A 25,958-nucleotide genomic window follows, 5' to 3' on the forward strand; every position below is an offset into this window, starting at 1 on the left:
CCTGCGATTTGCGCTTTGAGCACCCTGCATAGCTTCATTTGCCATTTAGATGCCGTGTGTGCCCGCATCCTTCAAGAGTTCTTATGCCAGCCATCGATCATCCGCTGATAGACCAGTTTCTCGACGCCTTGTGGCTGGAGAAGGGCTTGTCCGATAACACCCGCGATGCCTATCGCAGTGACCTGGCGCTGTTCAACGGTTGGTTGCAGGAAAACCACCTGGAACTGATCAATGCCGGTCGGGAGCTGATCCTCGATCATTTGGCGTGGCGCCTGGAGCAGAACTACAAACCGCGCTCGACCGCGCGGTTTCTCTCTGGTTTGCGTGGGTTCTATCGCTATTTGCTTCGGGAAAAGCTGATCGCGGTGGACCCGACCTTGCGCGTGGAAATGCCGCAATTGGGGCGGCCATTGCCCAAGTCCCTGTCGGAAGCCGATGTTGAGGCGCTGCTGGCTGCACCCGACCTCAGCGAAGCCATCGGTCAGCGTGACCGGGCGATGTTGGAGGTGTTGTACGCCTGTGGCCTGCGTGTCACCGAGTTGATCAGCTTGACGCTGGAGCAGGTCAACCTGCGCCAGGGCGTGTTGCGGGTGATGGGTAAAGGCAGCAAGGAGCGCCTGGTGCCGATGGGTGAGGAAGCGATCGTCTGGGTCGAGCGCTACATGCGCGATGCCCGTCATGAACTGCTGGGCGGGCGCCCCAGCGACGTGCTGTTCCCCAGCCTGCGCGGCGAGCAGATGACCCGCCAGACCTTTTGGCACCGCATCAAGCACCAGGCCAAGGTGGCCGGAATCAACAAATCCCTCTCGCCCCACACCTTGCGCCATGCCTTCGCCACGCACCTGCTCAACCACGGCGCCGACCTGCGGGTGGTGCAGATGCTGCTCGGCCACAGCGACCTGTCCACCACCCAGATCTACACCCACGTCGCCCGGGCGCGGTTGCAGGACCTGCATGCCAAGCATCACCCGCGAGGTTGAAATTACAGGGTGATTATTGGGCTACCTGGATTGACGAAGGATGAGGTCAACAATCTGCCTTATTGTTGTAATGGAGTCCCAATCTTTTTGTGAGGAGCCCAGTTCAAATTGCCATTCCACCTGCATGACGAAGCAAGCTAGATCATCATCGATGATCTCGAAGTCATGAATGAAATCGGTTTGCTCCGTCACCTGGTCAGGGTCGATAAAGCCGACTATTTCGACGAATAGCTGAATAACTTTCTCGGTAAGGGCTGCCCGGTTACTTTCCATTTTTTGCCTCATAGGCGCACAGGCCGATACTGGCCAGGTCGAAGACAGCCAGGCCGGCTGCGACAAATGGGATGCCGCGACCAATAATGCCAAAAACGCGCACGGTGCCGAAGGTTGCTTTTGCCATTCTGGCGGCCGTAGGTTGCCTGATCAGGGGTCGTGGGAAAAATTTCCATCCAATGTAGCTTGTTAAATTGGTCGTTTTACTTGAACCGACATGAACCCAGGCACCTACCGATATTTTCTCAATAGGTATTCCGGCAGCTCCCGTGAGAGCGGCTGCGACCGTCAGGCCATAATGCTCTTGGGTGCATTTCCACAGATTTTCGATAGTCGTGTCAGGGATACTGGTGTTGGGGTGGGGAGCCTTGAATACTTCGTAATGGCGAGCGGTGATGCTACCGGCAGGCATTGGCAACAGCATCACTGCGGGGCAACTCGTCAGCGAACTGTTGATGTCGAATGCGATACGCGTGTGGGGCCCCAAATCAATGTCCTGGTGCTTGAGTTCAAAAGTGCTCTGCATGATTGCAGTCGGCAGATCTTTTTCCTGCATCCAGAGTCTCCTTATCTATCCGGTATCAAAGGGATGCTATGCCAGCTCGACAGCAGGAATCTTCAAGGAATACTCAATTAGATAATTCCTACGTTATAAGAGGAATCGACCTGCAGTGTGCTGCAGGGCCCCACATTCAGAAGAGCATCTACCAATGCCTTGTATCACCGGCATTCGGTCACGCGGGCCTTATGTGGTAGGCTTTGCCGGTTTGCACAGTGGGCGGTTGGAACCCGAATCTGCGGGTCGGCGTTTCCCGTCTCATTTGTTCGCCTCAGGAGTCCCCATGCGTTTGATCCAGATGTTCACCGCCGCCGCCATCGCGCTGGCCAGTACCTTTGCCATCGCCGACGACGCGGCCGACAAGGCTATCCGCAAGAGTCTGGAAAACCTTCAGCTCGAAGTGCCGATCGAAACCATCTCGGCCAGTCCCATGGCCGGCCTGTATGAGGTCAAGCTCAAGGGCAGCCGCGTGCTTTACGCCAGCGCCGACGGTCAGTACATCGTCCAGGGCAACCTGTTCGAGCTCAAGGACGGCAAGCCGGTCAATCTCACCGAGCTGACCGAGCGCCAGGGCATTTCCAAGTTGATCAACGGTATTCCAGTCGCTGAAACCGTGGTTTATCCGGCGATTGGCGAAACCAAGTCCCACATCACCGTGTTCACCGACACCACCTGCCCGTACTGCCACAAGCTGCACGCCGAAGTGCCGGAGCTGAACAAGCGCGGCATCGAAGTGCGCTATGTTGCCTTCCCGCGCCAGGGCCTTGGCTCGCCGGGCGACGAGCAGTTGCAGGCGGTCTGGTGCTCCAAGGACAAGAAAGCGGCCATGGACAAGATGGTCGATGGCAAGGAAATCAAGGCCGCCAAGTGCGAGAACCCGGTTTCCAAGCAGTTCGCCCTTGGCCAGTCCATTGGTGTGAACGGCACGCCGGCCATCGTTTTGGCTGACGGCCAGGTGATTCCGGGCTACCAGCCGGCGCCACAAGTCGCCAAACTGGCCCTGGGCGCGAAATGATCACGGGCGATCCGCTTCTGAAGATCACGGCTCGGCGAAAACCTTCGTCGGGCCGTTAAACACAAAGTCGCGTTGCTGCGCGGCTGTATTTCACGGCCGACCTTGCGTCGGCCGTTTCATGGGGAGTCAAGAGTGAATCCGGTCAAAGTAGGCATCTGTGGGTTAGGTACCGTCGGTGGCGGCACCTTCAACGTACTTCAGCGCAACGCCGAGGAAATTGCTCGTCGTGCCGGGCGTGGGATCGAAGTGGCACAAATTGCCACGCGCACGCCAAAGCCTCAGTTCCAGACGACCGGTATTGCGATTACCAACGATGTCTTCGAAGTGGCCACGAACCCTGAGATCGACATCGTCATAGAGCTGGTCGGCGGCTACACCGTTGCCCGTGAGCTGGTACTCAAGGCCATCGAGAATGGCAAGCATGTGGTCACCGCGAACAAGGCGCTTATCGCTGTTCACGGTAATGAGATTTTCGCCAAGGCCCGCGAGAAGGGCGTGATCGTGGCGTTCGAAGCCGCCGTGGCCGGTGGTATCCCGGTGATCAAGGCGATCCGCGAGGGCCTGTCGGCCAACCGCATCAACTGGGTCGCGGGGATCATCAACGGCACCGGCAACTTCATCCTCACCGAGATGCGCGAGAAGGGTCGCACCTTCGAAGACGTGCTCGCCGAAGCCCAGGCCCTGGGTTACGCAGAGGCTGATCCGACGTTCGACGTGGAAGGCATCGACGCAGCGCACAAGCTGACGATCCTGGCCTCCATTGCGTTCGGCATTCCGTTGCAGTTCGACAAGGCCTACACCGAAGGCATCACCAAGCTGACCACCGCTGATGTGAACTACGCCGAAGCCTTGGGCTATCGCATCAAGCACCTGGGCGTGGCGCGCAGCACCGCCAACGGCATCGAGCTGCGCGTGCACCCGACCTTGATCCCGGCCGACCGCCTGATCGCCAACGTCAACGGCGTGATGAACGCGGTGATGGTCAACGGCGACGCCTCCGGCTCGACGCTGTTCTACGGCGCCGGTGCGGGCATGGAACCGACGGCCTCTTCGGTGATTGCCGACCTGGTGGACGTGGTTCGCGCCATGACCTCGGACCCGGAAAACCGTGTGCCGCACCTGGCCTTCCAGCCAGACTCGCTGTCGGCTCACCCGATTCTTCCGATCGAGGCCTGCGAAAGCGCCTACTACCTGCGCATCCAGGCCAAGGACCATCCGGGTGTGCTGGCCCAAGTGGCGAGTATCCTCTCGGAACGCGGCATCAACATCGAGTCGATCATGCAGAAGGAAGTCGAGGAACACGACGGCCTGGTGCCGATGATCCTGCTGACCCATCGTGTGGTCGAACAGCGCATCAACGACGCGATTGCGGCGCTGGAAGCGCTCCAGGGTGTCGTTGGCCCGGTGGTCCGTATCCGCGTCGAACATTTGAATTAATTTAGCGGCAAGCGGTAAGTTGCAGGCTGCGAACGAAGGCAAACTGGCCTTTGAATGTGTCGCTTGCAGCTTCAACGCTTGAAGCCCAAACCGAAGGTTTGCCCCATGCGCTATATCAGTACCCGCGGCCAGGCACCGGCCCTGAATTTCGAAGATGTCCTCCTGGCCGGCCTGGCCACGGACGGCGGTCTCTATGTGCCGGAAAACCTGCCGCGCTTCACCCAGGAAGAAATCGCTTCCTGGGCTGGCCTGCCGTATCACGAGCTGGCGTTCCGGGTCATGCGCCCGTTCGTCACCGGCAGCATCCCGGACGCCGATTTCAAGAAAATCCTGGAAGAGACCTATGGCGTCTTTTCCCACAACGCCATCGCACCGCTGCGTCAGCTCAACGGTAACGAATGGGTCATGGAGCTGTTCCACGGCCCCACCCTGGCGTTCAAGGACTTCGCCCTGCAATTGCTCGGTCGCCTGCTGGACTACGTGCTGCAAAAGCGTGGCGAGCGCGTGGTGATCGTCGGTGCTACCTCTGGCGACACCGGTTCGGCGGCCATCGAAGGCTGCAAGCACTGCGAGAACGTCGACATTTTCATCCTGCACCCGCACAACCGGGTTTCGGAAGTGCAGCGTCGGCAGATGACGACGATTTTCGGCGATAACATCCACAACATCGCCATCGAAGGCAACTTCGATGACTGCCAGGAAATGGTCAAGGCCAGTTTTGCCGACCAGAGCTTCCTCAAGGGCACGCGGCTGGTGGCGGTGAACTCGATCAACTGGGCGCGGATCATGGCCCAGATCGTGTATTACTTCCACGCGGCCCTGCAATTGGGCGGCCCGGCCCGCTCCGTATCGTTCTCGGTGCCGACCGGTAACTTCGGCGATATCTTCGCCGGCTACCTGGCGCGCAACATGGGCCTGCCGATCAATCAATTGATCGTCGCCACCAACCGCAACGACATCCTGCACCGCTTCATGAGCGGCAACCAGTACGTCAAGGAAACCCTGCACGCCACGCTGTCGCCTTCGATGGACATCATGGTGTCGTCGAACTTCGAACGCCTGCTGTTCGACCTGCACGGTCGCAATGGCGCGGCGATCGCCGGGCTGATGGACAGCTTCCGCCAGGGCGGCGGTTTCAGCGTCGAGCCCGAGCGCTGGACCGAAGCCCGCAAGTTGTTCGACTCACTGGCCGTGGACGATGAGCAGACTTGCGAAACCATCGCCGAGGTGTTCGAGCAGAGCGGTGAGTTGCTCGATCCGCACACGGCCATCGGCGTCAGGGCCGCTCGCGAGTGCCGTCGCAGCCTGGATATCCCGATGGTGATCCTGGGCACGGCACACCCGGTCAAGTTCCCGGAAGCCGTGGAGAAAGCCGGTGTAGGAAAAGCGCTCGAACTGCCTGCGCATCTTTCTGATTTGTTTGAGCGAGATGAGCGTTGCACCGTGTTGCCCAACGACTTGAAAGCCGTGCAGGCCTTTGTCAGTCAGCATGGCAACCGCGGCAAGCCGCTCTGACCGCGTAGACCTGTCACATTTTGAAGCCCGTCTCCTGACGGGCTTTCTTGTTTCTGCATGCCAAACTGGTCGGGTTTTCGCCCTTGGAGGGACGGGCGAGTCATCTCGAAGGAAATGCAGATGTCGTTTTTTATCAAAGGCAAGCCAGCCCTGGGCTGGGTCATGGGGCTGGCCCTGATGTACTGGGCGCAGGGGGGCAGTGCGGCGCAGTTGGCGGCTTTCGAAACGCCGCCGTTCAATCCTGGCGTACGGGTGGTGCTGGATGCGCAGGAACTGAAGTGGATCAAGGAGAACCCTCGAGTCATCGTGGCCACGATGCAGTTTCCGTTGTACCTGTTCAAGAATGAATTGGGGCAGTGGAACGGCCTGAACCACGACATTCTCCAGCGCATTGCGCAAATGACGGGCCTTGAGTTCGTGCATCGCGAATCGTTCTCCCCCGGCGAGTTGCTGACGATGCTGGAGAACAGCGAAGCCGACATGACGACCCTCTTGGCGATGAATGATGAACGCAAGGATTTCCTGAGTTTCAGCCATGCATTTGGTGGCTCGGGCTGGGTATTTGTTGGCCGTGATGGAGAGTCGATCCTCCATTCGCTGGAACAGTTGGAAGGCAAGGTCCTGGCGTTGCCGGCGCGGCATGCATTGGAGGCGGAGATCAGGCGCGACTACCCGGCCATCAAATTGCACACGACCAAGACCTATGGCGAGGCGCGGGCGTTGGTCGAGAGCCGGGAAGCCTATGCCACCATCGAAAATGAAACCGGGGTGCACCTTTATCCGGCGGGACAATTGCAGGTAGGCAGGGGCCTTGAGGGCAAGTGGGAACCCGACTACCTGGCGGTACGCCAAGACCTGAGCGTGCTGCTGAGTATCTTGAATAAAGCCCTGGAAGCCTTCCCGGCCGAGGACATGCGCGCGCTGCGTTCCAAATGGATGGCCGGCACCACTCCCCTCCAGGCGCCATCGATCTGGGAGCGGGTGTCCCGCTGGGGGTACTGGTGCGTGACCGTGGTCGTGGGTTTCGGCCTCCTGTCCCTGCTGTGGAACCGTCGCCTGCAGATACAGATCGACCAGCGCCTCAAGGCCGAGGCGATCCTCAAGGACCAACTGATGCTCCAACGGGCCTTGATGGATGCCATTCCCGACCCGATTTTCATCCGGGACCTGGAAGGGCGCCTGATCATGTGCAACAAAAGCTTCGAAGACCAGGTTGCGACCCGCTTCGAAAAGCTGCGGGGCACGCGGTTGACGGATTCGGCGGCATTCCCGCCGGCCACCGCCGAGTTGCTCCATGGGGAGGTGATGGAGCAATTGCGCACCGGCCAGTCTCGGTTCGTCGACCGACAATTGATGTTCAGCAGCGGATTGCGGGAAATCTATCATTGGTCGGTGCCCTTCTATGGGGCCGACGGGCAGTTGCGCGGCATTCTGGGAGGCTGGACCGATGCCGGGCGTTGCGACAAGTTGATGGCCTGACGCCGACCGTCACCACGCCAAAGGCTTCAAGAGCAGGCTGTTGTTTGCCTGTCATATTGGGCGCGCATGCTCGGTTGAACAGGTTGAAGGCGTGCCGGTTCGGTGCGCTGACGAACTTTCTGCTGCTGCCCACGGTCACTTACTGTGAACATGCAGTTGTTTTCGGACTATTGAAGGGTGAGCGAATGGAAAGTATCAGCCTATTGCTGGGTGAGGCTTTGAGCCCGTATCAAGTCACGCTGACTCCCTCCGGCGCCAAGGGCGAATGCCTGGTGACGCTGAAGAATGCCTCCGGGGCCATCATGGTCGAGCGAGTGTTCAATCGGGCCCAATTGACCGACAAGCGTCAGTTGACGGATGTGGTCGATGGTCTGCATCGCGATGTGCTGATTGCCGAGGGCCGCCTGGAGCCCTGTGTGATTGCGGCGCTGCGCAATCTGGCGCGCGACAAGGTCATGGTCGCGGCGAATTGACTGGGGTTTTGTGGGAACCTTCCTACACTTTGGTGAGTCAGATTCTTTACCAACAAGAGCGAGCATTGTGCTCCGGTGCTTGTCGCTTGTTGTACGGACCTTGAAGGGTCACGTTTAACCCCGAGTTGTCTCCCCACTTCTCGGGGTTTCTTTTTGCCTGGCTTTTACGTTTTTAGCGCGTTCTGTCAGGCGCTGGCGCCGTTGTGGGAGCAAAGCTTGCTCGCGAGGCGGCCTTACAGCCGGCCTGGTTCTCCCGCTCCCACAGTTTGATCTTCAGTGACTGCCCCTGTGGCGCGTCAAATGACCCCGTCGGCGCGCAGCTTGGCGATCTGTTGCGCATCGTAGCCAAGCTCGCCGAGCACTTGTGCGTTGTGTTCACCCAGCGCCGGCCCGACCCATTCGGATGTGCCCGGGGTGTCGGAGAGTTTCGGCACGATCCCTGGCATCTTGAACGCCTTGCCGTCCGGCAGCTTGGCCTGCAGGAACATTTCTCGGGCCAGGAATTGCGGATCGCTGAACATATCCTCAGCGCTGAAGATCCGACTGGCCGGCACTCCGGCCTGGTTCAATTGGTCGATAACGCTATCGAGCGGCAGCGAGTTGACCCAGCGATCGATGACGCCGTACAGCTCGTCGCGGCGGCTGTCACGGCCATCGTTGCTGGCCAGTTGCGGGTCATTGGCCAAGTCGTCACGGCCGATGATCTGCATGAAGCGCTTGAAGATCGCGTCGCCGTTGGCACCAATCTGCACGTGTTTGCCGTCAGCGCTGGTGTGGATGGACGAGGGGGTGATGCCGGGCATGATGTTGCCGGTGCGCTCGCGGATGAACCCGAACACGTCGAACTCCGGCACCATGCTTTCCATCATGGCGAAAATCGCCTCGTACAAGGCCACATCCACCACTTGCCCGGTTCCGCCATTGATCTCGCGGTGACGCAGGGCCATCAATGCGCCAATCACGCCCCAGAGGGCGGCGATGGAGTCGCCGATGGAAATCCCGGTGCGCACCGGCGGACGGTCCTCGAACCCGGTGATGTATCGCAGCCCGCCCATGGACTCGCCCACGGCGCCAAACCCTGGCTGATCTTTCATCGGCCCGGTCTGGCCGAAGCCGGAAAGTCGCACCATCACCAGTTTCGGGTTCAGTGCGTGCAGGATATCCCAGCCCAGGCCGAGCTTTTCCAGTACGCCGGGGCGAAAATTCTCGATCAGGATATCGGCTTCGCCAATCAGTTTTTTCAGGATCGTCAGTCCTTCAGGGTGCTTGAGGTTCAAGGTCAGGGACTTCTTGTTGCGTGCCTGGACGAACCACCACAGCGAGGTGCCTTCGTACAGCTTGCGCCACTTGCGCAGGGGGTCACCGCCGTCGGGCGATTCGACCTTGATGACCTCGGCACCGAATTCGCCGCAGATGCGTGAGGCGAAGGGCCCGGCGATCAAGGTGCCGAGTTCGATGACTTTGACGCCGGCAAGGGGTTTGGCAGTAAGCGACATGACAGATCCTGTAGGACAAAGGCAGAACGAATAGAGCGTTTTATCATAGGCCAAGGTCAGTCGCCGCAGGTTGATGGTCGGCAATTCGTGGATTGCCCGCGTCATCGGTTAGACTTGCCGCCTTTCCTCGTATCAAGAAGCCCGTTCATGGCCCAGCCGTCCACGACCTATAAGTTTGAACTGAACCTCACCGACCTCGACCGCAATGTGTACGAGAATGTGAAGCAGACCATCGCCCGCCACCCTTCGGAAACCGAAGAGCGCATGACCGTGCGCCTGCTGGCCTACGCGTTCTGGTACAACGAGCTGCTGGCGTTTGGTCGTGGTCTGTCAGACGTCGACGAGCCTGCACTATGGGAAAAAAGCCTGGATGACCGTGTGCTGCACTGGATCGAAGTCGGCCAGCCGGATGCCGATCGCCTGACCTGGTGCTCGCGCCGGACCGAGCGCACCAGCCTGCTGGCCTACGGCAGCCTGCGGGTCTGGGAAAACAAGGTGATCCCGGCGGTCAAGAACCTGAAAAACGTCAACATCGCCGCCGTGCCCCAGGACGTGCTCGAAACCCTGGCCCAAGACATGCCCCGGGTGATCAAGTGGGACGTGATGATCAGCGAGGGCACGATTTTCGTGACCGACGACCGTGGCCAGCATGAAGTCCAGCTGCAATGGTTGCTGGGCGAGCGTGGTTGAGCCCGCCGGGCCCTGTAGGAGCTGTGTAGGAGCTGTGTAGGAGCTGTCGAGTGCAACGAGGCTGCGATCTTTCCCCTGACGCTTGAGTCTCAAGCGAAAGATCAAAAGATCAAAAGATCAAAAGATCAAAAGATCAAAAGATCAAAAGATCGCAGCCTTCGGCAGCTCCTACAGTGCAACCCAAGCGGGAGCAAGCTCCCTCGCCACCCGGATTTTCACCATTAAAGAGAAGTTTTCGTCCCCCCATGCGTATAGAACCCCGCCAACTGCCCGCCACCCTGCCATTTCTCGGTGACCTGCCGCCCCTGTTGACCCGCCTCTACGCAGCGCGTGGCGTGCAGTCCGAGGCTGAACTGGACAAGAGCCTGGCGCGCTTGATTCCCTTCCAGCAGCTCAAGGGGATCGACGCCGCGGTGGATCTGCTGGTGACGGCGCTGGAGCAACGCCAGCGCATCCTGATCGTGGGCGACTTCGATGCCGATGGCGCGACCGCCAGCACCGTGGGCATGCTGGGGTTGCGCCTGCTCGGTGCGGCCCATGTCGATTACCTGGTGCCCAATCGTTTCGAGTATGGCTACGGGCTGACGCCGGAAATCGTCGAAGTCGCCCTGGCCCGCGAACCACAGTTGCTGATCACCGTGGATAACGGTATTTCGAGCGTGGAAGGTGTGGCGGCGGCGAAAGCGGCGGGGCTCAAGGTGCTGGTCACCGACCACCACTTGCCCGGCCTCGAACTGCCGGCGGCCGATGCCATCGTCAATCCGAACCAGCCGGGCTGCGAGTTTCCGAGCAAGGCCCTGGCCGGTGTCGGCGTCATTTTTTATGTGCTGATGGCGCTGCGGGCGCGTCTGCGCAGCTTGGGGTGGTATGCCAGTACACCCCAGCCGAACATCGGTGAATTGCTCGACCTGGTGGCCTTGGGCAGCGTGGCCGACGTGGTGCCGCTGGACGCGAATAACCGGATCCTTGTGCACCAGGGCCTGGAGCGGATTCGCGCCGGACGCGCCCGGCCCGGCATCAAGGCCATCCTGGAAGTGGCCAAGCGCGATGCTTCACGGATTACCTCCACCGACCTCGGCTTTATCCTCGGGCCGCGTCTGAATGCGGCGGGGCGCCTGGATGACATGAGCCTGGGCATCGAATGCCTGCTCACCGACGACCCGGCCCTGGCACGGGAGATGGCGGCGCAACTGGACGGCATGAACCAGGATCGCAAGTCCATTGAGCAGGGCATGCAGCGCGAAGCCCTGGCCCAACTCAAGGACCTGCCGGTGGAGTCGATGCCATTCGGTTTGTGCCTGTTCGATCCGCAGTGGCACCAAGGGGTCATCGGCATCCTCGCCTCGCGGATGAAAGAACGCTATTTCCGTCCGACCATTGCCTTTGCCGATGCTGGGGACGGCTTGCTCAAGGGCTCGGGTCGCTCGGTGCCGGGCTTTCACATTCGCGATGCGCTGAGCGTGGTGGCGGCGCAGCATCCTACCCTGATCAGCAAGTACGGCGGTCACGCCATGGCGGCGGGGCTGACGCTGCAGGAGGCGAATTTTCCGTTGTTTGCCGAAGCGTTCGATGCGGAGGTGCGCCGGCAGTTGCGCGAAGAAGACCTGACCGGCCGGCTGTTGTCGGACGGCACCCTGGCGGTGGAGGAGTTCCACCTGGAACTGGCCCGGGCACTGCGCCACGCCGGTCCTTGGGGCCAGCATTTTCCCGAGCCGATGTTCCATGGCGTGTTCCAATTGGTCGAACAGCGCGTGGTGGGCGAACGGCACCTGAAGGTCATCCTCAAGAGCGAATGCGGCTCGGTGAAACTCGATGGCATCGCCTTTGGCATCGACCGCGAGATCTGGCCCAACCCTACGGTGCGCTGGGTGGAACTGGCCTACAAACTCGACCTCAACGAGTTCCGCGGCCAGGAAACGGTGCAATTGATGATTGCCCATATCGAGCCGCGGTAGGCACAAATGCTATCGATCAAATGATGAATCCTTGTGGCGAGGGGATTTATCCCCGCTGGGCTGCGCAGCAGCCCCAAAATATCCCAGCACCGCATTTATTCAGCCAAACGGCGTTGGGCGGGTTCACGGCTGCTTCGCAGCCGAGCGGGGATAAATCCCCTCGCCACAAAGTCGCAGGCCCGATCGAGAGCAATCTGGCCACACCGTCGGTTTTTAACTTCTGAACCCTCCGTCCTTGCGGGTTGTCGACTAGGCTCTAAGCACTGCTTGATAGCCCTTGTGACGTCTTGTCGAATTTTTTGCCCGCGGGGGCGGGTGTTGTACCTTTTGTCACTCGTCGACTTTTCAAACAGAACCCTGGAGCCTGCCCACTGATTCGAGAGGTGCCCCATGAGTCTGCTGCTGGAACCCTATACCCTTCGCCAATTGACCCTGCCCAATCGCATCGCGGTATCGCCAATGTGCCAGTATTCGAGCACCGATGGCCTGGCCAACGATTGGCACCTGGTGCATTTGGGCAGCCGTGCCGTGGGCGGTGCCGGCCTGGTGTTCACCGAAGCCACCGCCGTCACCGCCGAAGGTCGTATCACTGCCCAGGATTTGGGGCTGTGGAATGATGAACAGATCGAACCCTTGCAACGCATCACCCGTTTCATCACCGCCCAAGGGGCCGTGCCAGGCATACAACTGGCCCATGCCGGACGCAAGGCCAGCACCTGGCGACCCTGGCTGGGCAAGCATGGCAGCGTAAAACCGGCGGATGGCGGCTGGGTTCCAGTCGGCCCGTCACCGATTGCCTTCGATCCGCAACACACCCAGCCGGTGCAATTGGATGAAGGGCAAATCGCCGGCGTGATCCAGGCCTTCGTGGATTCGGCCAAGCGCGCGCTCACGGCCGGCTTCAAAGTGGTCGAGGTCCACGCGGCCCATGGTTATCTGCTGCATCAATTCCTGTCGCCCTTGAGCAATCAGCGACGTGATCAATACGGCGGCTCGTTCGAGAACCGCATCCGCCTGGTGCTGCAAGTCACCGAGGCGATCCGGGCCGTATGGCCTGAAGAGTTGCCGGTATTCGTTCGTGTCTCTGCCACCGATTGGGTCGAGGACGGTTGGAACCCGGATGAAACCGTGGAACTGGCGCGGCGATTCAGGGCCCTGGGGGTGGACTTGATCGATGTCTCATCGGGCGGCACCGCAGCCAATGCGGAAATTCCCACCGGCCCGGGTTACCAGACACGCTTTGCCGAGCGGGTGCGCAAGGAGTCGGAAATCGCCACCGGTACAGTCGGCATGATCACCGAACCGGCCCAGGCCGAACACATCCTGCGCACCTGCCAGGCCGACATCATCTTCCTGGCCCGCGAATTGTTGCGCGATCCGTACTGGGCCCTGCATGCCGATGATGACCTGGGCGGCCGCAAGGCCACGTGGCCGGCGCAGTACCAGCGGGCCACGCATCGGGACCAGCCGATTCATGAGTCGGATTTGCGCGATTGAGTGCTTGGTAAAACAAAAAGCCCCGGTCGTCATTGGCCGGGGCTTTTTGCTTATCTGGAGTCGTGGGTGTTTGTACTGCCGTCTTCGCGAGCAAGCTCGCTCCCACAGGGTCTGTGTGAACAACACAAAGCTACTGTGGGAGCGGGCTTGCTCGCGAAGGCGTCATTCCTGACGCTGCCAGGCTCAGGGATACTTGCGCTTATCCGGCGCCGGCGGGAAGTACTGGTATAACCAGGTCTCGCTCAAGGTGCGGTCCTTGGTGCGAATGAACAGGCGCATTTGCACCGGTTCCACACTGTCGTCGGTCGGGTACCAGTCGAAGGTGATGCGGTAGCCCTTGATTGCATCTATCACCAGCACGTTGAAGTCCTTCACTTCACCATGGGAGCAGGTCACCACCGGTTCGATGCCGGTGCCCGGCGGCAGTTGGTCGAGGCCGCCGCCGCTGAAGTCCACGGCAAAGCGACGGGCCCAGACGGTCGGGTAATGCTCGCCCGGAGTCCAGCCTTCGATGAAGCCGCCCATGCCTGAGCGGGTCGCGTCGACGCGGGCCAGGTCCGTGCTCACCGGCGGCAGCGCGCTCCAGTAGAGTTTGTAGCCATAGTTCAGAGAGTCACCGGCGGCCACCGGTTTTTTCGGTGTCCAGAACGCAACAATGTTGTCCAGGGTTTCGCCAGTGGTAGGAATCTCCAGCAAGTCGACCGAGCCTTCGCCCCAGGCCGTCGTCGGCTCGACCCACAGGCTTGGGCGCTTGCTGTACCAGTCCACGGTGTCCTGGTAGCTGGCAAAGTCGTGGTCGGTCTGCACCAGGCCGAAGCCTTTGGGGTCCTTGTCGGCGAAGGCGTTGAATTGCAGGGTGGCAGGGTTGTTCAGCGGACGGCACACCCACTCGCCGTTGCCGCGCCACATGGCCAGCCGGTCGGAGTCGTGGATTTGCGGGTGAATGGTGTCGCACATGCGCCGTTCGACGGTGCCACAGCTGAACATGCTGGTCATCGGCGCGATCCCCAGTTGCTCGATGGCTGTTCGGGCATTGATGTGCGCGTCGATCTCCATCACCACCCGGGTCGGTTGGCAATCGATATCAAACCGATAGGCACCGGTGGCGCTGGGTGAGTCGAGCAGGGCGTAGACCACGAACCGGGTGCTGTTCTTTTCCGGGGTTTCGAACCAGAACTTGGTGAAGTCCGGGAACTCCTCACGCTTCTTCGCATAGGTGTCGATGGCCAGGCCGCGGGCCGACAGCCCGTACTGGCCGCTGGCGTCCACGGCGCGGAAGTAGCTGGCCCCCAGAAACGAAACGATGTCGTGCCGGTCCAGCTCCGGTGCCTTGAAGACGCGAAAGCCGGCGAAGCCCAGGTCACCCTTCAGTTGCGCGGTGTTGACCGTGGTTTTCTCATAGTTGAACAGTTCCGGGCGAAAGTGCACCTCACGGGCCATACGCGTCTTCGGATCGACGCTGTACATGCGCACCGGCTGCTTGAAGCCCATGCCGACGTGGAAGAACTGCGCGTCCAGTTGCCGCCCGTCCAAGTCATTCCACAGGGAGTGGTTGGCGTCGTACTGGATGGCGTTGAACTGCAGCGGCGACATCAGGGCCAGGGTTTCTGGCAGCACCTGCTTGGTGTCGACGTAGCGGCTCTTGGCCAGCTGTCGGGCCTGATCCTTCAAGCCGTTGAAATCGAAGGGACGGGCTTGGCCGTCGGCAGTCTGATCGCCGGCCCAGGCGCGTGCGGCCATGAGCCCGGAGGCCGACAGCCCGGTGTAGGCGGCGAAGGCCATGGAGGCCTTGAGCAGATTCCTGCGGTGCATAAATACAACCTTTCTCGAAACAATCCCGAGCCGATCCTGGCAACAGAGACTGATAAGGGAGTTCGGACATGCCTTTGGCCAAACGCGACGAACGTTAGAACAGATGCCTGAGAGCTGGATCGGTTCACCGAGGCGAAAAATCATAGGGGAAATGCGGGCTTCGAGAGAAAAGAAAGCGTGGCTTGGTCAAACTTTCTTACAGTTATTTCTTTTTTTATGTCGATTTCGACTTTTTTTGACTAATTACTCTAATTCCCCCTTTCCACGCTTTGAATCCTCCCTATTCTTTAGCGTGAAGACGATCTAACCCGGATCCAGACGGTGCTATCAGGTCAAACCTCGACGTAAAGAAGGACAGTTCATGACAAAAATACAGGGCATTGCCGAAATGCTGGGGATCTTTCCAGGCCTGACCAACCCGCGCAAAACACGTCGGCTCAGCCTGGAAGAGTTAAGGCTGGTGGAGCGCTATCGGGAATTGTCGGAAAACGACCGCATCGCCATGCGCTACCTGGTGGATGCGATGCGCAGTGTTTCGCGGTTTTGACCAGAGACCCTGCAGTCTTTAAATGGCCTCTCAGTTTTCCTACCAGCGAGTGGGAGTTTTCAAACGAGGCCAAGCACATCGGCCTACCGTCAGCGGCGGTTGCAGGCCTGGGCGCGAAGTATTACTTTTCTATGCAAAGTAATACTTCGAGGAGAATACAATGCCGACGACGATGACCAGTAAAGGACAAGTCACCATTCCCAAACCCATCCGCGACGCGCTGCACTTGATTCCTGGCTGTGCGGTAGAGTTCAGCATCAATGCACAGGGCGAGGTAGTGCTGCATGCAGGTAAATCTGGAACAGCCGAGGCTGCCATTAGTGATCGTTTTGAAGCTGTCCGTGGCAGGGCGGATATCAAATGGCGCACAGACGATCTTATGGCCCTGTTGCGTGGTGAAGACTGATGATATTGGTCGATACCAACGTGTTGATCGATGTGCTGGAGGATGATCCGGTTTGGGCTGATTGGTCCATCGAGCAGATGCGTGCCCAATCCAAAATTCACAATTTGGTAATCAATCCAGTTATTTATGCTGAACTGTCCCAGACATTTTCTACCTTCGAAGCGTTGGATGAGGTTGTCGAAGAGATGGGGCTGCTAATGCAGGAGGTACCTCGTCCGGCGTTGTTTTTGGCAGGGAAGGCTTTTGTGCGTTATCGAAAGGTAGGCGGTGGCAAAAATAATGTGCTTGCCGATTTTTTCATCGGTGCCCATGCGGCTGTCAAGCGTCTTCCTTTGCTTACACGTGACCCGAAGCGCTACCGAAATTATTTTCCTTCGGTGCAGTTGGTGGTGCCATCGTGAGGTGCGCTTCACCACGACCAATATCGTCCCCTTGGTCGTGGTGTAATCGCAATTGGCATTGGCTCAATGCTTGAACATCACATGCCGCACCACCGTGTAATCCTCCAGCCCATACATGGACATGTCCTTGCCGTAGCCGGAACGTTTCTGACCGCCATGGGGCATTTCGCTGACGAGCATGAAGTGGGTGTTCACCCAGGTGCAGCCGTATTGCAGGCGTGCCGACAGGCGATGGGCGCGGCCGATGTCGGCGGTCCACACCGATGAGGCCAGGCCGTAGTCCGAATCGTTGGCCCAGGCCAGCACTTGTGCTTCGTCGACGAAGGGCGTGACGGACACCACCGGGCCGAAGACTTCCCGACGGACGATTTCGTCGTCCTGCTGGGCGTCGGCCAATACTGTCGGTTCGAAGAAGAACCCGTTGCCCTCCACCGCCTTGCCACCGGTGATCAGGCGGATATGCGGCTGGGCGATGGCCCGTTCGACGAATCCGGCCACGCGGTCGCGGTGCTGGGCGGTGATCAGCGGGCCCATCTCGGTGTCTGGCGCCGTTTGCAGGCCATACATGATGCTGCTCACCGCAGCGCCGAGCTTCTCGACAAACTGCTCGTAGATGCCTTGCTGGGCATAGATGCGGCAGGCGGCGGTGCAGTCCTGGCCGGCGTTGTAGAAACCGAAGGTGCGGATGCCTTCCACGGCCGCGTCAATGTCGGCGTCGTCGAAAATGATCACCGGGGCCTTGCCGCCCAGTTCCATGTGCATGCGCTTGACGCTGTCGGCGGTGCTGGAAATGATGTTCGAGCCGGTGGCGATGGAGCCGGTCAGCGACACCATGCGCACTTTCGGGTGAGTGACCAGCGGGTTGCCGACGGTTTGCCCACGCCCGAAGATCACGTTGAGCACGCCGGCCGGGAAAATCTCCGACGCCAGCTCTGCCAGGCGCAACGCGGTCAGTGGGGTCTGCTCTGACGGCTTGAGCACCACGGTATTACCGGCGGCCAGGGCCGGGGCGATTTTCCAGGCGACCATCATCAGCGGGTAGTTCCACGGCGCGATGGAGGCGATGACGCCCACCGGGTCGCGGCGGATCATCGAGGTGTGTCCCGGCAGGTATTCGCCGCCCGCCGAACCACTCATGCAGCGGCTGGCGCCGGCAAAGAAGCGGAACACGTCGGCAATCGCCGGGATCTCGTCATTCAGCGCGGCGCTCAAGGGCTTGCCGCAGTTGTCCGACTCCAGTTTTGCCAGTTCTTCGCCGTGGGCTTCGATGGCGTCGGCCAGCTTGAGCAGCAACAGGGAACGGTCCTTGGGCGGTACTTGCGACCAGGACTCGAAGGCCGCGTCGGCGGCGCGCACGGCGGCATCGACCTGGGCCTCGCTGGCTTCATTGATCTCCACCAGCACCCGGCCCAGCGCCGGGTTGAACACAGCCTGGCCAGGGCCTTCGCCGTTCACCAGGTGGCCGTTGATCAGCAGTTTGGTTTGCATAGCATTGTCCTCATCGAAACAGTTCTGTGTCTGCTGGAACCGATCCCACAAAAAACTCTGTGGGAAAAGGGCTTACTTCCCGCCGCTCCCGGCCACGCTCTCACCACCGCGGGTCAGGTAATACGCGCCCAATATCGGCAACATCGTGACCATCATCACCAGCATTGCCACCACGTTGGTCACCGGCACATCGCGCGGGCGGCTGAGTTGGTTGAGCAGCCACAGTGGCAAGGTGCGTTCGTGGCCGGCGGTGAAGGTGGTGACGATGATTTCGTCGAACGACAGCGCGAAGGCCAGCATCCCGCCGGCCAGCAGTGCCGACCCCAGGTTAGGCAAGATGATGTAGCGAAAGGTCTGCCAGCCGTCGGCGCCCAGGTCCATCGACGCCTCGATCAGGCTGTGGGAGGTGCGGCGCAGGCGGGCGATGACGTTGTTGTAGACGATCACCACGCAAAACGTGGCATGGCCGACGACGATGGTGAACATGCCCGGCTCTATACCCAGGGTCTTGAAGGTCGCCAGCAGCGCAATGCCGGTGATGATGCCCGGCAAGGCAATCGGCAGGATCAGCATCAGCGAAATGCCCTGTTTGCCGAAGAAATCGCGCCGGTACAGCGCCGCCGAGGCCAGGGTGCCGAGCACCATGGCGATCAGCGTGGCGATGGCCGCGACCTGCAACGACAGCTTGATCGCCTCCAGCACATCCGGGCGCGAGAAAGCGATGCTGAACCACTTCAGGGTCAGGCCCTTGGGCGGAAAGCTGAACGCTGCGTCCTCGGTATTGAAGGCGTAGAGGAAGATGATCAGGATCGGGAAATGCAGGAACACCAGCCCGCCCCACGCCGCGATCCGCAAGCCCCACGAGGCCCGGTCTTGAGAGTCAGAGTGCATCGAATGCTCCCAGTCGCTTGACGATGGATAAGTAGAGGGCGATCAGCACGATGGGCACCAGGGTGAACGCCGCGGCCATGGGCATGTTGCCGATGGCGCCTTGCTGGGCGTAGACCATGCTGCCGACGAAGTAGCCCGGCGGGCCCACCAGTTGCGGCACGATGAAATCCCCCAGGGTCAGTGAGAAAGTGAAGATCGAACCGGCGGCAATGCCCGGGATCGACAGCGGCAGGATCACCTGCATGAACGTCTGGTGTGGCCTGGCGCCCAGGTCGGCCGAGGCTTGCAGCAGCGACGGCGGCAGACGCTCCAGGGACGCCTGGATCGGCAGGATCATGAACGGCAGCCAGATGTAGACGAATACCAGAAAACGCCCCAGGTGAGAGGTGGACAAGGTACTGCCGCCTACGCCCGGGATCCCCAGCACGAACTGCAACACCGGCCCCAGGCCCAGGTGCTGGACGAACCACTGCGCCACGCCACCCTTGGCCAGCAGCAGCGTCCACGCATAGGCCTTGACGATATAGCTGGCCCACATCGGCAGCATCACCGCGATGTAGAAGAACGCCTTGGTCTTGCCGCGAGTGTAGCGCGCCATGTAGTAGGCGATCGGGAACGCGACGATGGCGCTGGCGATGGACACCGCTATCGCCATGCTCAGGGTGCGCAAAATGATGTCGAAATTGGAGGGTTGGAACAGCGCCGCGAAATTCGTCAGGGTCAGGTCCGGCGTGACCGTCATGGTGAAGTCGTCGAAGGTATAGAAACCCTGCCACAGCAAGGTCAGCAGCGAGCCCAGGTAGATCGCGCCGAACCAGATCAGCGGCGGCACCAGCAACATCGACAGGTACAGGTTGGGCCGTCGGTACAGCAGGTTGGAAAACCGTCGCAACGGTGAGCCGGACGTGGGCTTTGGAGTGATGGCCAAGCTGCTCATCTCACACCTCGCCACTGACGGTGTCGTGCAGTGCGACCATCGCCTCCCGCGCCCAGCGTACGCTCAGGTGCTGGCCGGTCTGGTGCTGGGCCGTGTCGTCGAGCCACTGGGTGTTGGCCTGGCTGAGGTTCAGGGTCTGGCCGTTGGCAAGTTTCAACTCGTAGCGCGTGGCGCTGCCCTGGTACTGGATGTCGTGCAGCAGGCCGTGGACTTCGATCTCACCACTGGCCAACGGGCCCTCGGCGAAACGCACATGTTCCGGGCGGATCGAGAACGGTTGTGGATGACCGCTCAGTTCTCGGGCCAGCTCGCCACGAATCACGTTGGAGGTGCCGACGAATTCGGCGACGAAGGTGGTCGCCGGTTTCATGTACAAGTTGCGTGGGGTGTCGACTTGTTCGATACGGCCCTTGTTGAACACGGCCACGCGGTCGGACATCGACAGTGCTTCGGTCTGGTCGTGGGTGACGAAAATGAAGGTAATGCCTAGCTGGCGTTGCAGCTTTTTCAATTCGCCCTGCATCTGTTCGCGCAGCTTCAGGTCGAGGGCGCCCAGGGGTTCATCGAGCAGCAATACCCGTGGACGATTGACCAGCGCTCGGGCCAGGGCCACGCGTTGGCGCTGGCCGCCGGAGAGCTGCACCGGCTTGCGTTCGCCGTAGCCGCCCAGGGCGACCATCTCCAGCGCTTCGTCGGCGCGCTGGATGCGCTCGGACTTGGCGACACCTTTGACTTTCAGGCCGTAGGCCACGTTGTCGCGCACGTTCATATGGGGGAAGAGGGCGTAATCCTGGAACACTGTGTTGACGTCCCGCTGGTACGGCGCAAGCCCGGTGGCCTCTTCGCCGTGGATGCGGATCGAGCCGGCACTGGGTTGCTCGAACCCGGCGATCAGCCGCAGGCAGGTGGTCTTGCCCGAGCCGGACGGGCCCAGCATGGAAAAGAACTCGCCGTCCTGAATGTCGATGCAAACCCGGTCAACGGCCTTCACATCGCCGAACTGACGGGATACCTGGATGAATTGGACTGCAAGCGTCATGGTGCGGGGCTCCAAAAAGCGCGACTTCTATTGGATGGAGGGTGGGTGGGTGGGGCACCAAACTGTGGCGAGGGGATTTATCCCCGCTGGGGCGCGAAGCGCCCCCAAACTGAAGACTCTGACTATCAGGCAGATTGAGTCGCCTGTTTTGGGGCTGCTTCGCAGCCCAGCGGGGATAAATCCCCTCGCCACAAGAGCAGATTTTCATCTGCTGTGTTCATGCCGGCTGATTGGCCTTAACGCCCGCCCATGATCGCAATGTAGTCCTGGGTCCAGCGGCTGTACGGCACGAACTTGCCGCCCTCGGCCTGTGGGGTTTTCCAGAAGGCGATCTTGTCGAACTGATCGAAACCGTTGGTCTTGCAGCCCTCGGCGCCCAGCAGTTCGCTGGCCTTGCACGCCGCCGGTACCGCCGGCAACGAGCCGAACCACGCGGCGACGTCACCCTGGACTTTCGGTTGCAGCGACCAGTCCATCCACTTGTAGGCGCAGTTGGGGTGCTTGGCTTCGGCGTGCAACATCGTGGTGTCGGCCCAGCCGGTGGCGCCTTCTTTTGGAATGGTCGAGGCGATCGGTTGCTTCTCGTTCATCAACCCGTTGACCTGATACGGCCAGGCGCCGGAGGCCACCACGCCTTCGTTCTTGAAGTCGCTCATCTGCACGGTGGTGTCGTGCCAGTAGCGGTGGATCAGCGGTTGCTGGGCCCGCAGCAATTCCAGCACGGCCTTGTACTGGGCTTCGTCGAGTTGGTAGGGGTCCTTGATGCCCAGCTCAGGCTTGGCGGTCTTGAGGTACAGCGCCGCGTCGGCGATGTAGATCGGGCCATCGTAGGCTTGCACGCGGCCTTTGTTCGGCTTGCCGTCGGGCAGGTTCTGGGCGCTGAACAGCACGCTCCAACTGGTAGGCGCCTGCTTGAACACCTCGGTGTTGTACATCAGCACGTTCGGGCCCCACTGGTACGGGGTGCCGTAGGTCTGCTGGTTGACCACGTACCATGGTGCATCCTTGAGACGCGGGTCGAGGCTTTTCCAGTTGGGGATCAGCGCGGTGTTGATCGGCTGTACGCGCTTGCCGGCAATCAGCCGTAGCGAGGCGTCGCCCGAGGCGGTGACCAGGTCGTAGCCACCCTTGGCCATCAGGCTGACCATTTCGTCGGACGTCGCGGCGGTTTTCACATTGACCTTGCAACCGGTTTCCTTCTCGAAACCCGTGACCCAATCGTAGGCCTTGTCGCTTTCGCCGCGTTCGATGTAACCCGGCCAGGCGACGATATCCAGTTGGCCCTCACCGGCGCCGACGGCCTTGAGCGGTTCGGCGGCCTGGAGGCTGACGCTGGTCAGCAGCGCCGTGGTCATTGCACTGAGCAATACGGTCTTGTGCGCGTACATGGAAATCCCTCTTGCTTTAATTATGGTCGGGGCAGGGTTCGAACAGGGTGAAGCGCCATGGATGGCCTGTTATTAGAGTAGTGCTGTTATCTACAGATGCTGGCCGTGGCGAGCCATGATGTGGCGCACCACGCTGTAGTCCTGTAGCGAATCGCTGGACAGGTCCTTCCCATAGCCCGAACGTTTCAGGCCGCCGTGGGGCATTTCGCTGACCAGCATGAAATGACTGTTGATCCAGGTGCAGCCGTATTGCAGCCGCGCCGCCACTTGCATGGCCTTGTCCAGGTTCTGGGTCCATACCGAGGACGCCAGGCCGTATTCGGAATCGTTGGCCCAGTCCACCGCCTGGCTGAGTTCGTCGAAGCGGGTCACGGTGACGACCGGGCCGAACACTTCGCGCTGGACGATTTCATCGCTTTGCTTGCAGCCGGCCAGCAGCGTGGGCTGGTAGTAGAAACCGGCGCCGGAATGCACCGCTGCGCCGGTAATGCGTTCGATGTGTGGCTGGCCGAGGGCGCGCTCGACGAAACTGGCGACCCGGTCGCGCTGGCGAGTGCTGATCAGCGGGCCGATCTCATTGTCGGCGTCGCGCTTGCCGGCAAAGCGCAGGCTGCTGACCGCCGCGCCGAGTTCGGCCACCAGGCGGTCGTGGATCCCGTCCTGGGCGTAGATCCGGCAGGCCGCGGTGCAATCCTGCCCCGCGTTGTAATAACCGTAGGTGCGCACGCCTTCGACCACGGCCTGGATGTCGGCGTCGTTGCACACGATTACGGGCGCCTTGCCACCCAGCTCCAGGTGCGTGCGCTTGAGGGTTTTGGCCGCAGCCTGGAGGATCTTCTGCCCCGTGACGATATCGCCGGTCAGCGAGACCATGCGCACTTTGGGATGGCTGACCAGATGGCTGCCCACACCTTCGCCGCCTCCGCAGAGGATGTTGATCACGCCCCGTGGCAGGAGCTGGGCCAGCGTCGGCGCCAAGGCCAGGATCGACAGCGGTGTGTGTTCCGACGGCTTGAACACCAGCGTATTGCCGGCGGCCAGGGCCGGGGCGATTTTCCAGGCGGCCATCATGATCGGGTAGTTCCACGGCGCAATGGACGCCACCACGCCGATCGGGTCGCGACGCACCATGCTGGTGTAGCCGGGCAGGTATTCGCCACTGAGCTGGCCGGTCTGGCAGCGCACCGCGCCGGCGAAGAAACGGAATACATCCACCGTGGCGCTGAGGTCATCCTGGCGCGCCAGGTGCAGCGGCTTGCCGCAGTTCAAGGATTCGAGGCGCGCCAGCTCATCGGCGTTCTTTTCGATGGCGCTGGCGATGTCCAGCAGCAGGTTCGAGCGTTGTTGCGGCGTGGTGCGCGACCAGCCGTCGAAGGCCTGATGGGCGGCGAGGATCGCGGCTTCGACCTGCTCGGCACTGGCCTCGGCGATGTGAGCCAGCACTTCGCCGCTGGCCGGGTTGAGGATCGGCTCGACAATGCCTTCGCCGGGAACCAGTTCCCCGTCGATCAGCAACGCGGTGCACAACGGGGCTTGCGTACCAGCCATGTTCGCCTTCTCTTTTAAGGGTGATGACTACTGCCAGTTAAAAAAAGAACCCACAGCAAGAGAGTGGTGCAGTCAGATTAGTGCTCGGATCCGAGGACAACAAATTCGAAATACTCAAGGCTGCGTTCGATTAAATAGATAGCCTGCGCCCGCCATGGGGCTGTTCCCGGGCGACGGCCAGGAACGGGTCGACCGACGCCGGGCGCGCCGTGCCCCGGCGCCAAGCCAGGCCGACGTCGAGGGTCTGGTTGAGGTCGGCAATCGGTCGCGCTTCGATGATGTCGCCTTCCAGCGACCATGGGCGGTACGTCATGTCCGGTTGGATCGACACCCCCAAACCTGCCGCCACCAGGCTGCGCACCGCTTCGGTCGAGGCAGTACGCAGGGTGATCCTCGGTTGCAGGCCGGCACCGCGCCACAAGCGTTGGGCGTTGCGGTCCATTTCATCGACGTTCAGCTGAATCAGCGGCTCGCGGGCCACGTCGGCCAGGCTGATGCTGTCGTGTTCCAGCAGCGGGTGCTGCGCCGGCAGCCACAAACGGTGTGGCGAATGCGTCAGGACTTCGGTCTGCAAGGCGTGACGGTCTTCCAGGTTGGACAGGATCAACACCCCGACGTCGATTTCGCCGCTGACCAGCAAATGCTCGATGTACGGCCGCTCGTCCTCCATTACGCGGATGTCCACGTTGGGATAGGCGCGCTGGAAACGGGTCAGCAGGTCCGCCAGGTAATACCCTGCGACCAGGCTGGTGACGCCAATGGTGACTTGGCCGGCGATCTGGTCTGTGCTCTGTTGCAGGCTGCGCTTGGCGTTGTCGACGGTGGCCAGGATCAGGTGGGCCTGGCGCAGGAATTGATGCCCCTGGTGTGTCAGGGTCATGCCCTTGGCGTGGCGGTTGAACAGGCTGACGCCGATTTCCTGCTCCAGTTGCTGGATGGCCAGGGTCAAGGTGGACTGGGAAATGAATGCCGTTTGCGCAGCGGCAGAGATGGAGCCGGTTTCGGCCACGGCGATGAAATGGCGGATCTGACGCAGGGTCATCATGGTCGAATACCCGATGGGCGGTTTTATCGATGTGCTTGAGTGTATATCGTTTTTTTAGAAGGGCAGGTGAGCGCTTCGCTGAAAACGTCAGGCAACATCTGGAAGCAATCTCGCCCGAGGCGCCGGGGCACTTTCGATCTAGGCTGGTGGCCTCAAGTTGACCCAATAGGTGGAGGCAACAAATGAACACCCGTGGATTGCTCGATCAGCTTCTCAAGTCCGGCCAGCAAATGTTGCAGAACAAGGCTGGCTCCCAGGGCAAGTCGTCCGGCGGCCTGGGCGGGTTGCTCGGCGGCTCCGGCAACCTGGGCGGGATGCTTTCCGGCGCGGGCGGCGGAGCGCTGGCCGCCGGGGCCATGGGCCTGTTGCTGGGCAACAAGAAAGCCCGCAGCTTCGGGGGCAAGGCCCTGGCCTATGGTGGCCTCGCGGCCTTGGGCGTGATCGCCTACAAGGCCTACGGCAACTGGCAGGCCCAGCAGGGCAGCGCGCCGAAAACCGAACCGCAGACCCTCGACCGCGTGCCCCCGGCTCAGGTCGAGCAGCATAGCCAGGCGATCCTCAAGGCGCTGGTGGCGGCGGCCAAGGCCGACGGCCATGTGGACGAGCGCGAGCGGCAGCTGATCGAAGGCGAGTTCACCAAGCTCGACAACGACCAGGAACTGCAACACTGGCTGCACGCCGAACTCAACAAGCCCCTGGACCCCACCGACGTCGCCCGCGCCGCCAGCACCCCGGAAATGGCGGCGGAAATGTACATCGCCAGCGTGATGCTGGTGGACGAGGAAAACTTCATGGAGAAGTCCTACCTCGATGAACTGGCGCGCCAACTCAAGCTTGAGCCGGGGCTGAAGGCTGAACTGGAAAAGCAGGTGCGCCAGGCGACTGTATAGAACACTCCCAACCTATCCCTGTGGGAGCGAGCTTGCTCGCGATGGGGCCCAGTCAGTTATAGCTTCGTTGCCTGACGCCCCGCTATCGCGAGCAAGCTCGCTCCCACAGAGGCATTGCTCATCTTGAGAAAACTACAAGCCTCGCCTTCGTCAAAATCCCCTCATACCGCCATACAGGCCCGACGCCGCCCTCGGCT

At 60.9% G+C, this 25,958-nt stretch carries 24 protein-coding genes; 13 read left to right on the top strand and 11 right to left on the bottom strand.

Annotation, left to right across the window (positions count from 1 at the left end; all coding sequences use genetic code 11):
* The first annotated feature begins 83 nt into the window (after positions 1-83).
* Positions 84-980 carry a site-specific tyrosine recombinase XerD gene (gene xerD / locus AC09SL_RS26175; RefSeq protein WP_003198093.1) on the top strand — a complete coding sequence of 299 codons (897 nt, stop codon included), beginning with the start codon at positions 84-86 and terminating at the stop codon, positions 978-980.
* A gap of 21 nt (positions 981-1,001) precedes the next feature.
* On the opposite strand, the gene AC09SL_RS26180 is transcribed toward xerD, so the two are convergent.
* On the bottom strand, positions 1,002-1,253 hold the full coding sequence (locus AC09SL_RS26180) for an acyl carrier protein (protein WP_045155148.1): 252 nt from the start codon (positions 1,251-1,253) through the stop codon (positions 1,002-1,004).
* Positions 1,243-1,809, bottom strand: coding sequence for a hypothetical protein (locus tag AC09SL_RS26185; protein WP_058544703.1), 567 nt, complete (start codon positions 1,807-1,809; stop codon positions 1,243-1,245). The genes AC09SL_RS26180 and AC09SL_RS26185 overlap by 11 nt, the downstream gene beginning before the upstream one ends.
* Positions 1,810-2,095: 286 nt before the next feature.
* Between AC09SL_RS26185 and AC09SL_RS26190 the strand changes: the two genes are divergently transcribed.
* The 5 genes from AC09SL_RS26190 (at position 2,096) to AC09SL_RS26210 (ending at position 7,731) form a co-directional block, all read left to right on the top strand.
* Complete coding sequence (locus AC09SL_RS26190) at positions 2,096-2,827, top strand: DsbC family protein (RefSeq protein ID WP_058544704.1); 732 nt, start codon at positions 2,096-2,098, stop codon at positions 2,825-2,827.
* A 132-nt stretch (positions 2,828-2,959) separates the two neighbouring features.
* Positions 2,960-4,264 carry a homoserine dehydrogenase gene (locus AC09SL_RS26195; protein ID WP_058544705.1) on the top strand — a complete coding sequence of 435 codons (1,305 nt, stop codon included), beginning with the start codon at positions 2,960-2,962 and terminating at the stop codon, positions 4,262-4,264.
* 105 nt (positions 4,265-4,369) lie between these two features.
* Complete coding sequence (gene thrC, locus AC09SL_RS26200) at positions 4,370-5,779, top strand: threonine synthase (RefSeq protein ID WP_013692359.1); 1,410 nt, start codon at positions 4,370-4,372, stop codon at positions 5,777-5,779.
* A 120-nt stretch (positions 5,780-5,899) separates the two neighbouring features.
* Positions 5,900-7,258, top strand: coding sequence for a transporter substrate-binding domain-containing protein (locus AC09SL_RS26205; protein WP_058544706.1), 1,359 nt, complete (start codon positions 5,900-5,902; stop codon positions 7,256-7,258).
* A 185-nt stretch (positions 7,259-7,443) separates the two neighbouring features.
* A complete protein-coding gene (locus AC09SL_RS26210; RefSeq protein WP_058544707.1) occupies positions 7,444-7,731 on the top strand; it encodes a DUF3509 domain-containing protein in 288 nt (95 codons plus the stop codon).
* A 296-nt stretch (positions 7,732-8,027) separates the two neighbouring features.
* Here AC09SL_RS26210 and AC09SL_RS26215 read toward each other — a convergent pair whose 3' ends face one another.
* Complete coding sequence (locus AC09SL_RS26215) at positions 8,028-9,227, bottom strand: CaiB/BaiF CoA transferase family protein (RefSeq protein ID WP_058544708.1); 1,200 nt, start codon at positions 9,225-9,227, stop codon at positions 8,028-8,030.
* A gap of 147 nt (positions 9,228-9,374) precedes the next feature.
* Between AC09SL_RS26215 and AC09SL_RS26220 the strand changes: the two genes are divergently transcribed.
* From AC09SL_RS26220 to AC09SL_RS26230, 3 genes are all read left to right on the top strand, one after another.
* Positions 9,375-9,917: a YaeQ family protein gene (locus AC09SL_RS26220; protein ID WP_058544709.1), complete on the top strand. Its 543-nt coding sequence runs from the start codon at positions 9,375-9,377 to the stop codon at positions 9,915-9,917.
* Between the two features lie 245 nt (positions 9,918-10,162).
* Positions 10,163-11,872 (top strand): single-stranded-DNA-specific exonuclease RecJ, encoded by a 1,710-nt coding sequence (gene recJ, locus AC09SL_RS26225; RefSeq protein WP_058544710.1) that lies wholly within the window; start codon positions 10,163-10,165, stop codon positions 11,870-11,872.
* 390 nt (positions 11,873-12,262) lie between these two features.
* On the top strand, positions 12,263-13,369 hold the full coding sequence (locus AC09SL_RS26230; protein WP_058544711.1) for an NADH:flavin oxidoreductase/NADH oxidase: 1,107 nt from the start codon (positions 12,263-12,265) through the stop codon (positions 13,367-13,369).
* A 183-nt stretch (positions 13,370-13,552) separates the two neighbouring features.
* On the opposite strand, the gene AC09SL_RS26235 is transcribed toward AC09SL_RS26230, so the two are convergent.
* Positions 13,553-15,181 (bottom strand): glucan biosynthesis protein D, encoded by a 1,629-nt coding sequence (locus tag AC09SL_RS26235; protein WP_058545462.1) that lies wholly within the window; start codon positions 15,179-15,181, stop codon positions 13,553-13,555.
* A 361-nt stretch (positions 15,182-15,542) separates the two neighbouring features.
* Between AC09SL_RS26235 and AC09SL_RS26240 the strand changes: the two genes are divergently transcribed.
* The 3 genes from AC09SL_RS26240 (at position 15,543) to AC09SL_RS26250 (ending at position 16,535) form a co-directional block, all read left to right on the top strand.
* Positions 15,543-15,728: a hypothetical protein gene (locus tag AC09SL_RS26240; protein ID WP_058545463.1), complete on the top strand. Its 186-nt coding sequence runs from the start codon at positions 15,543-15,545 to the stop codon at positions 15,726-15,728.
* A 160-nt stretch (positions 15,729-15,888) separates the two neighbouring features.
* Positions 15,889-16,134 carry an AbrB/MazE/SpoVT family DNA-binding domain-containing protein gene (locus tag AC09SL_RS26245; RefSeq protein ID WP_058545464.1) on the top strand — a complete coding sequence of 82 codons (246 nt, stop codon included), beginning with the start codon at positions 15,889-15,891 and terminating at the stop codon, positions 16,132-16,134.
* Positions 16,134-16,535 carry a type II toxin-antitoxin system VapC family toxin gene (locus AC09SL_RS26250; protein ID WP_058545465.1) on the top strand — a complete coding sequence of 134 codons (402 nt, stop codon included), beginning with the start codon at positions 16,134-16,136 and terminating at the stop codon, positions 16,533-16,535. The genes AC09SL_RS26245 and AC09SL_RS26250 overlap by 1 nt, the downstream gene beginning before the upstream one ends.
* Positions 16,536-16,598: 63 nt before the next feature.
* Here AC09SL_RS26250 and AC09SL_RS26255 read toward each other — a convergent pair whose 3' ends face one another.
* From AC09SL_RS26255 to AC09SL_RS26285, 7 genes are all read right to left on the bottom strand, one after another.
* Complete coding sequence (locus AC09SL_RS26255; protein ID WP_058545466.1) at positions 16,599-18,023, bottom strand: gamma-aminobutyraldehyde dehydrogenase; 1,425 nt, start codon at positions 18,021-18,023, stop codon at positions 16,599-16,601.
* Positions 18,024-18,095: 72 nt separating this feature from the next.
* Complete coding sequence (locus AC09SL_RS26260) at positions 18,096-18,914, bottom strand: ABC transporter permease (protein ID WP_058545467.1); 819 nt, start codon at positions 18,912-18,914, stop codon at positions 18,096-18,098.
* Entirely contained in the window at positions 18,904-19,851 is a 948-nt protein-coding gene (locus AC09SL_RS26265; RefSeq protein WP_058545468.1) for an ABC transporter permease, read from the bottom strand. Before AC09SL_RS26265 ends, AC09SL_RS26260 begins: the two co-directional genes overlap by 11 nt.
* A 1-nt stretch (position 19,852) precedes the next feature.
* Complete coding sequence (locus AC09SL_RS26270) at positions 19,853-20,890, bottom strand: ABC transporter ATP-binding protein (protein WP_058545469.1); 1,038 nt, start codon at positions 20,888-20,890, stop codon at positions 19,853-19,855.
* Between the two features lie 236 nt (positions 20,891-21,126).
* Positions 21,127-22,278, bottom strand: a complete 1,152-nt coding sequence (ydcS, locus tag AC09SL_RS26275; RefSeq protein WP_058542946.1) for a putative ABC transporter substrate-binding protein YdcS — start codon at positions 22,276-22,278, stop codon at positions 21,127-21,129.
* A gap of 90 nt (positions 22,279-22,368) precedes the next feature.
* Positions 22,369-23,826 (bottom strand): gamma-aminobutyraldehyde dehydrogenase, encoded by a 1,458-nt coding sequence (locus tag AC09SL_RS26280; RefSeq protein WP_058542947.1) that lies wholly within the window; start codon positions 23,824-23,826, stop codon positions 22,369-22,371.
* 130 nt (positions 23,827-23,956) lie between these two features.
* A complete protein-coding gene (locus AC09SL_RS26285) occupies positions 23,957-24,871 on the bottom strand; it encodes a LysR family transcriptional regulator (RefSeq protein WP_058542948.1) in 915 nt (304 codons plus the stop codon).
* 182 nt (positions 24,872-25,053) lie between these two features.
* On the opposite strand from AC09SL_RS26285, the gene AC09SL_RS26290 reads away from it, so the two are divergent.
* Positions 25,054-25,761, top strand: coding sequence for a tellurite resistance TerB family protein (locus AC09SL_RS26290; protein WP_058542949.1), 708 nt, complete (start codon positions 25,054-25,056; stop codon positions 25,759-25,761).
* The last annotated feature ends 197 nt before the right edge of the window (positions 25,762-25,958 follow it).

This window comes from Pseudomonas sp. PF05 (genome assembly GCF_056521845.1).

Coding starts and splice junctions, on each gene's coding strand:
- AC09SL_RS26265 (WP_058545468.1), bottom strand. CDS start 19,851: ATGAGCAGCTTGGCCATCACTCCAAAGCCCACGTCCGGCTCACCGTTG.
- AC09SL_RS26235 (WP_058545462.1), bottom strand. CDS start 15,181: ATGCACCGCAGGAATCTGCTCAAGGCCTCCATGGCCTTCGCCGCCTAC.
- AC09SL_RS26185 (WP_058544703.1), bottom strand. CDS start 1,809: ATGCAGGAAAAAGATCTGCCGACTGCAATCATGCAGAGCACTTTTGAA.
- AC09SL_RS26280 (WP_058542947.1), bottom strand. CDS start 23,826: ATGGCTGGTACGCAAGCCCCGTTGTGCACCGCGTTGCTGATCGACGGG.
- AC09SL_RS26285 (WP_058542948.1), bottom strand. CDS start 24,871: ATGATGACCCTGCGTCAGATCCGCCATTTCATCGCCGTGGCCGAAACC.
- AC09SL_RS26245 (WP_058545464.1), top strand. CDS start 15,889: ATGCCGACGACGATGACCAGTAAAGGACAAGTCACCATTCCCAAACCC.
- AC09SL_RS26180 (WP_045155148.1), bottom strand. CDS start 1,253: ATGGAAAGTAACCGGGCAGCCCTTACCGAGAAAGTTATTCAGCTATTC.
- AC09SL_RS26230 (WP_058544711.1), top strand. CDS start 12,263: ATGAGTCTGCTGCTGGAACCCTATACCCTTCGCCAATTGACCCTGCCC.
- AC09SL_RS26270 (WP_058545469.1), bottom strand. CDS start 20,890: ATGACGCTTGCAGTCCAATTCATCCAGGTATCCCGTCAGTTCGGCGAT.
- AC09SL_RS26210 (WP_058544707.1), top strand. CDS start 7,444: ATGGAAAGTATCAGCCTATTGCTGGGTGAGGCTTTGAGCCCGTATCAA.
- AC09SL_RS26290 (WP_058542949.1), top strand. CDS start 25,054: ATGAACACCCGTGGATTGCTCGATCAGCTTCTCAAGTCCGGCCAGCAA.
- AC09SL_RS26255 (WP_058545466.1), bottom strand. CDS start 18,023: ATGCAAACCAAACTGCTGATCAACGGCCACCTGGTGAACGGCGAAGGC.
- AC09SL_RS26240 (WP_058545463.1), top strand. CDS start 15,543: ATGACAAAAATACAGGGCATTGCCGAAATGCTGGGGATCTTTCCAGGC.
- recJ (WP_058544710.1), top strand. CDS start 10,163: ATGCGTATAGAACCCCGCCAACTGCCCGCCACCCTGCCATTTCTCGGT.
- xerD (WP_003198093.1), top strand. CDS start 84: ATGCCAGCCATCGATCATCCGCTGATAGACCAGTTTCTCGACGCCTTG.
- AC09SL_RS26205 (WP_058544706.1), top strand. CDS start 5,900: ATGTCGTTTTTTATCAAAGGCAAGCCAGCCCTGGGCTGGGTCATGGGG.
- AC09SL_RS26250 (WP_058545465.1), top strand. CDS start 16,134: ATGATATTGGTCGATACCAACGTGTTGATCGATGTGCTGGAGGATGAT.
- AC09SL_RS26260 (WP_058545467.1), bottom strand. CDS start 18,914: ATGCACTCTGACTCTCAAGACCGGGCCTCGTGGGGCTTGCGGATCGCG.
- AC09SL_RS26220 (WP_058544709.1), top strand. CDS start 9,375: ATGGCCCAGCCGTCCACGACCTATAAGTTTGAACTGAACCTCACCGAC.
- ydcS (WP_058542946.1), bottom strand. CDS start 22,278: ATGTACGCGCACAAGACCGTATTGCTCAGTGCAATGACCACGGCGCTG.
- AC09SL_RS26215 (WP_058544708.1), bottom strand. CDS start 9,227: ATGTCGCTTACTGCCAAACCCCTTGCCGGCGTCAAAGTCATCGAACTC.
- AC09SL_RS26190 (WP_058544704.1), top strand. CDS start 2,096: ATGCGTTTGATCCAGATGTTCACCGCCGCCGCCATCGCGCTGGCCAGT.
- thrC (WP_013692359.1), top strand. CDS start 4,370: ATGCGCTATATCAGTACCCGCGGCCAGGCACCGGCCCTGAATTTCGAA.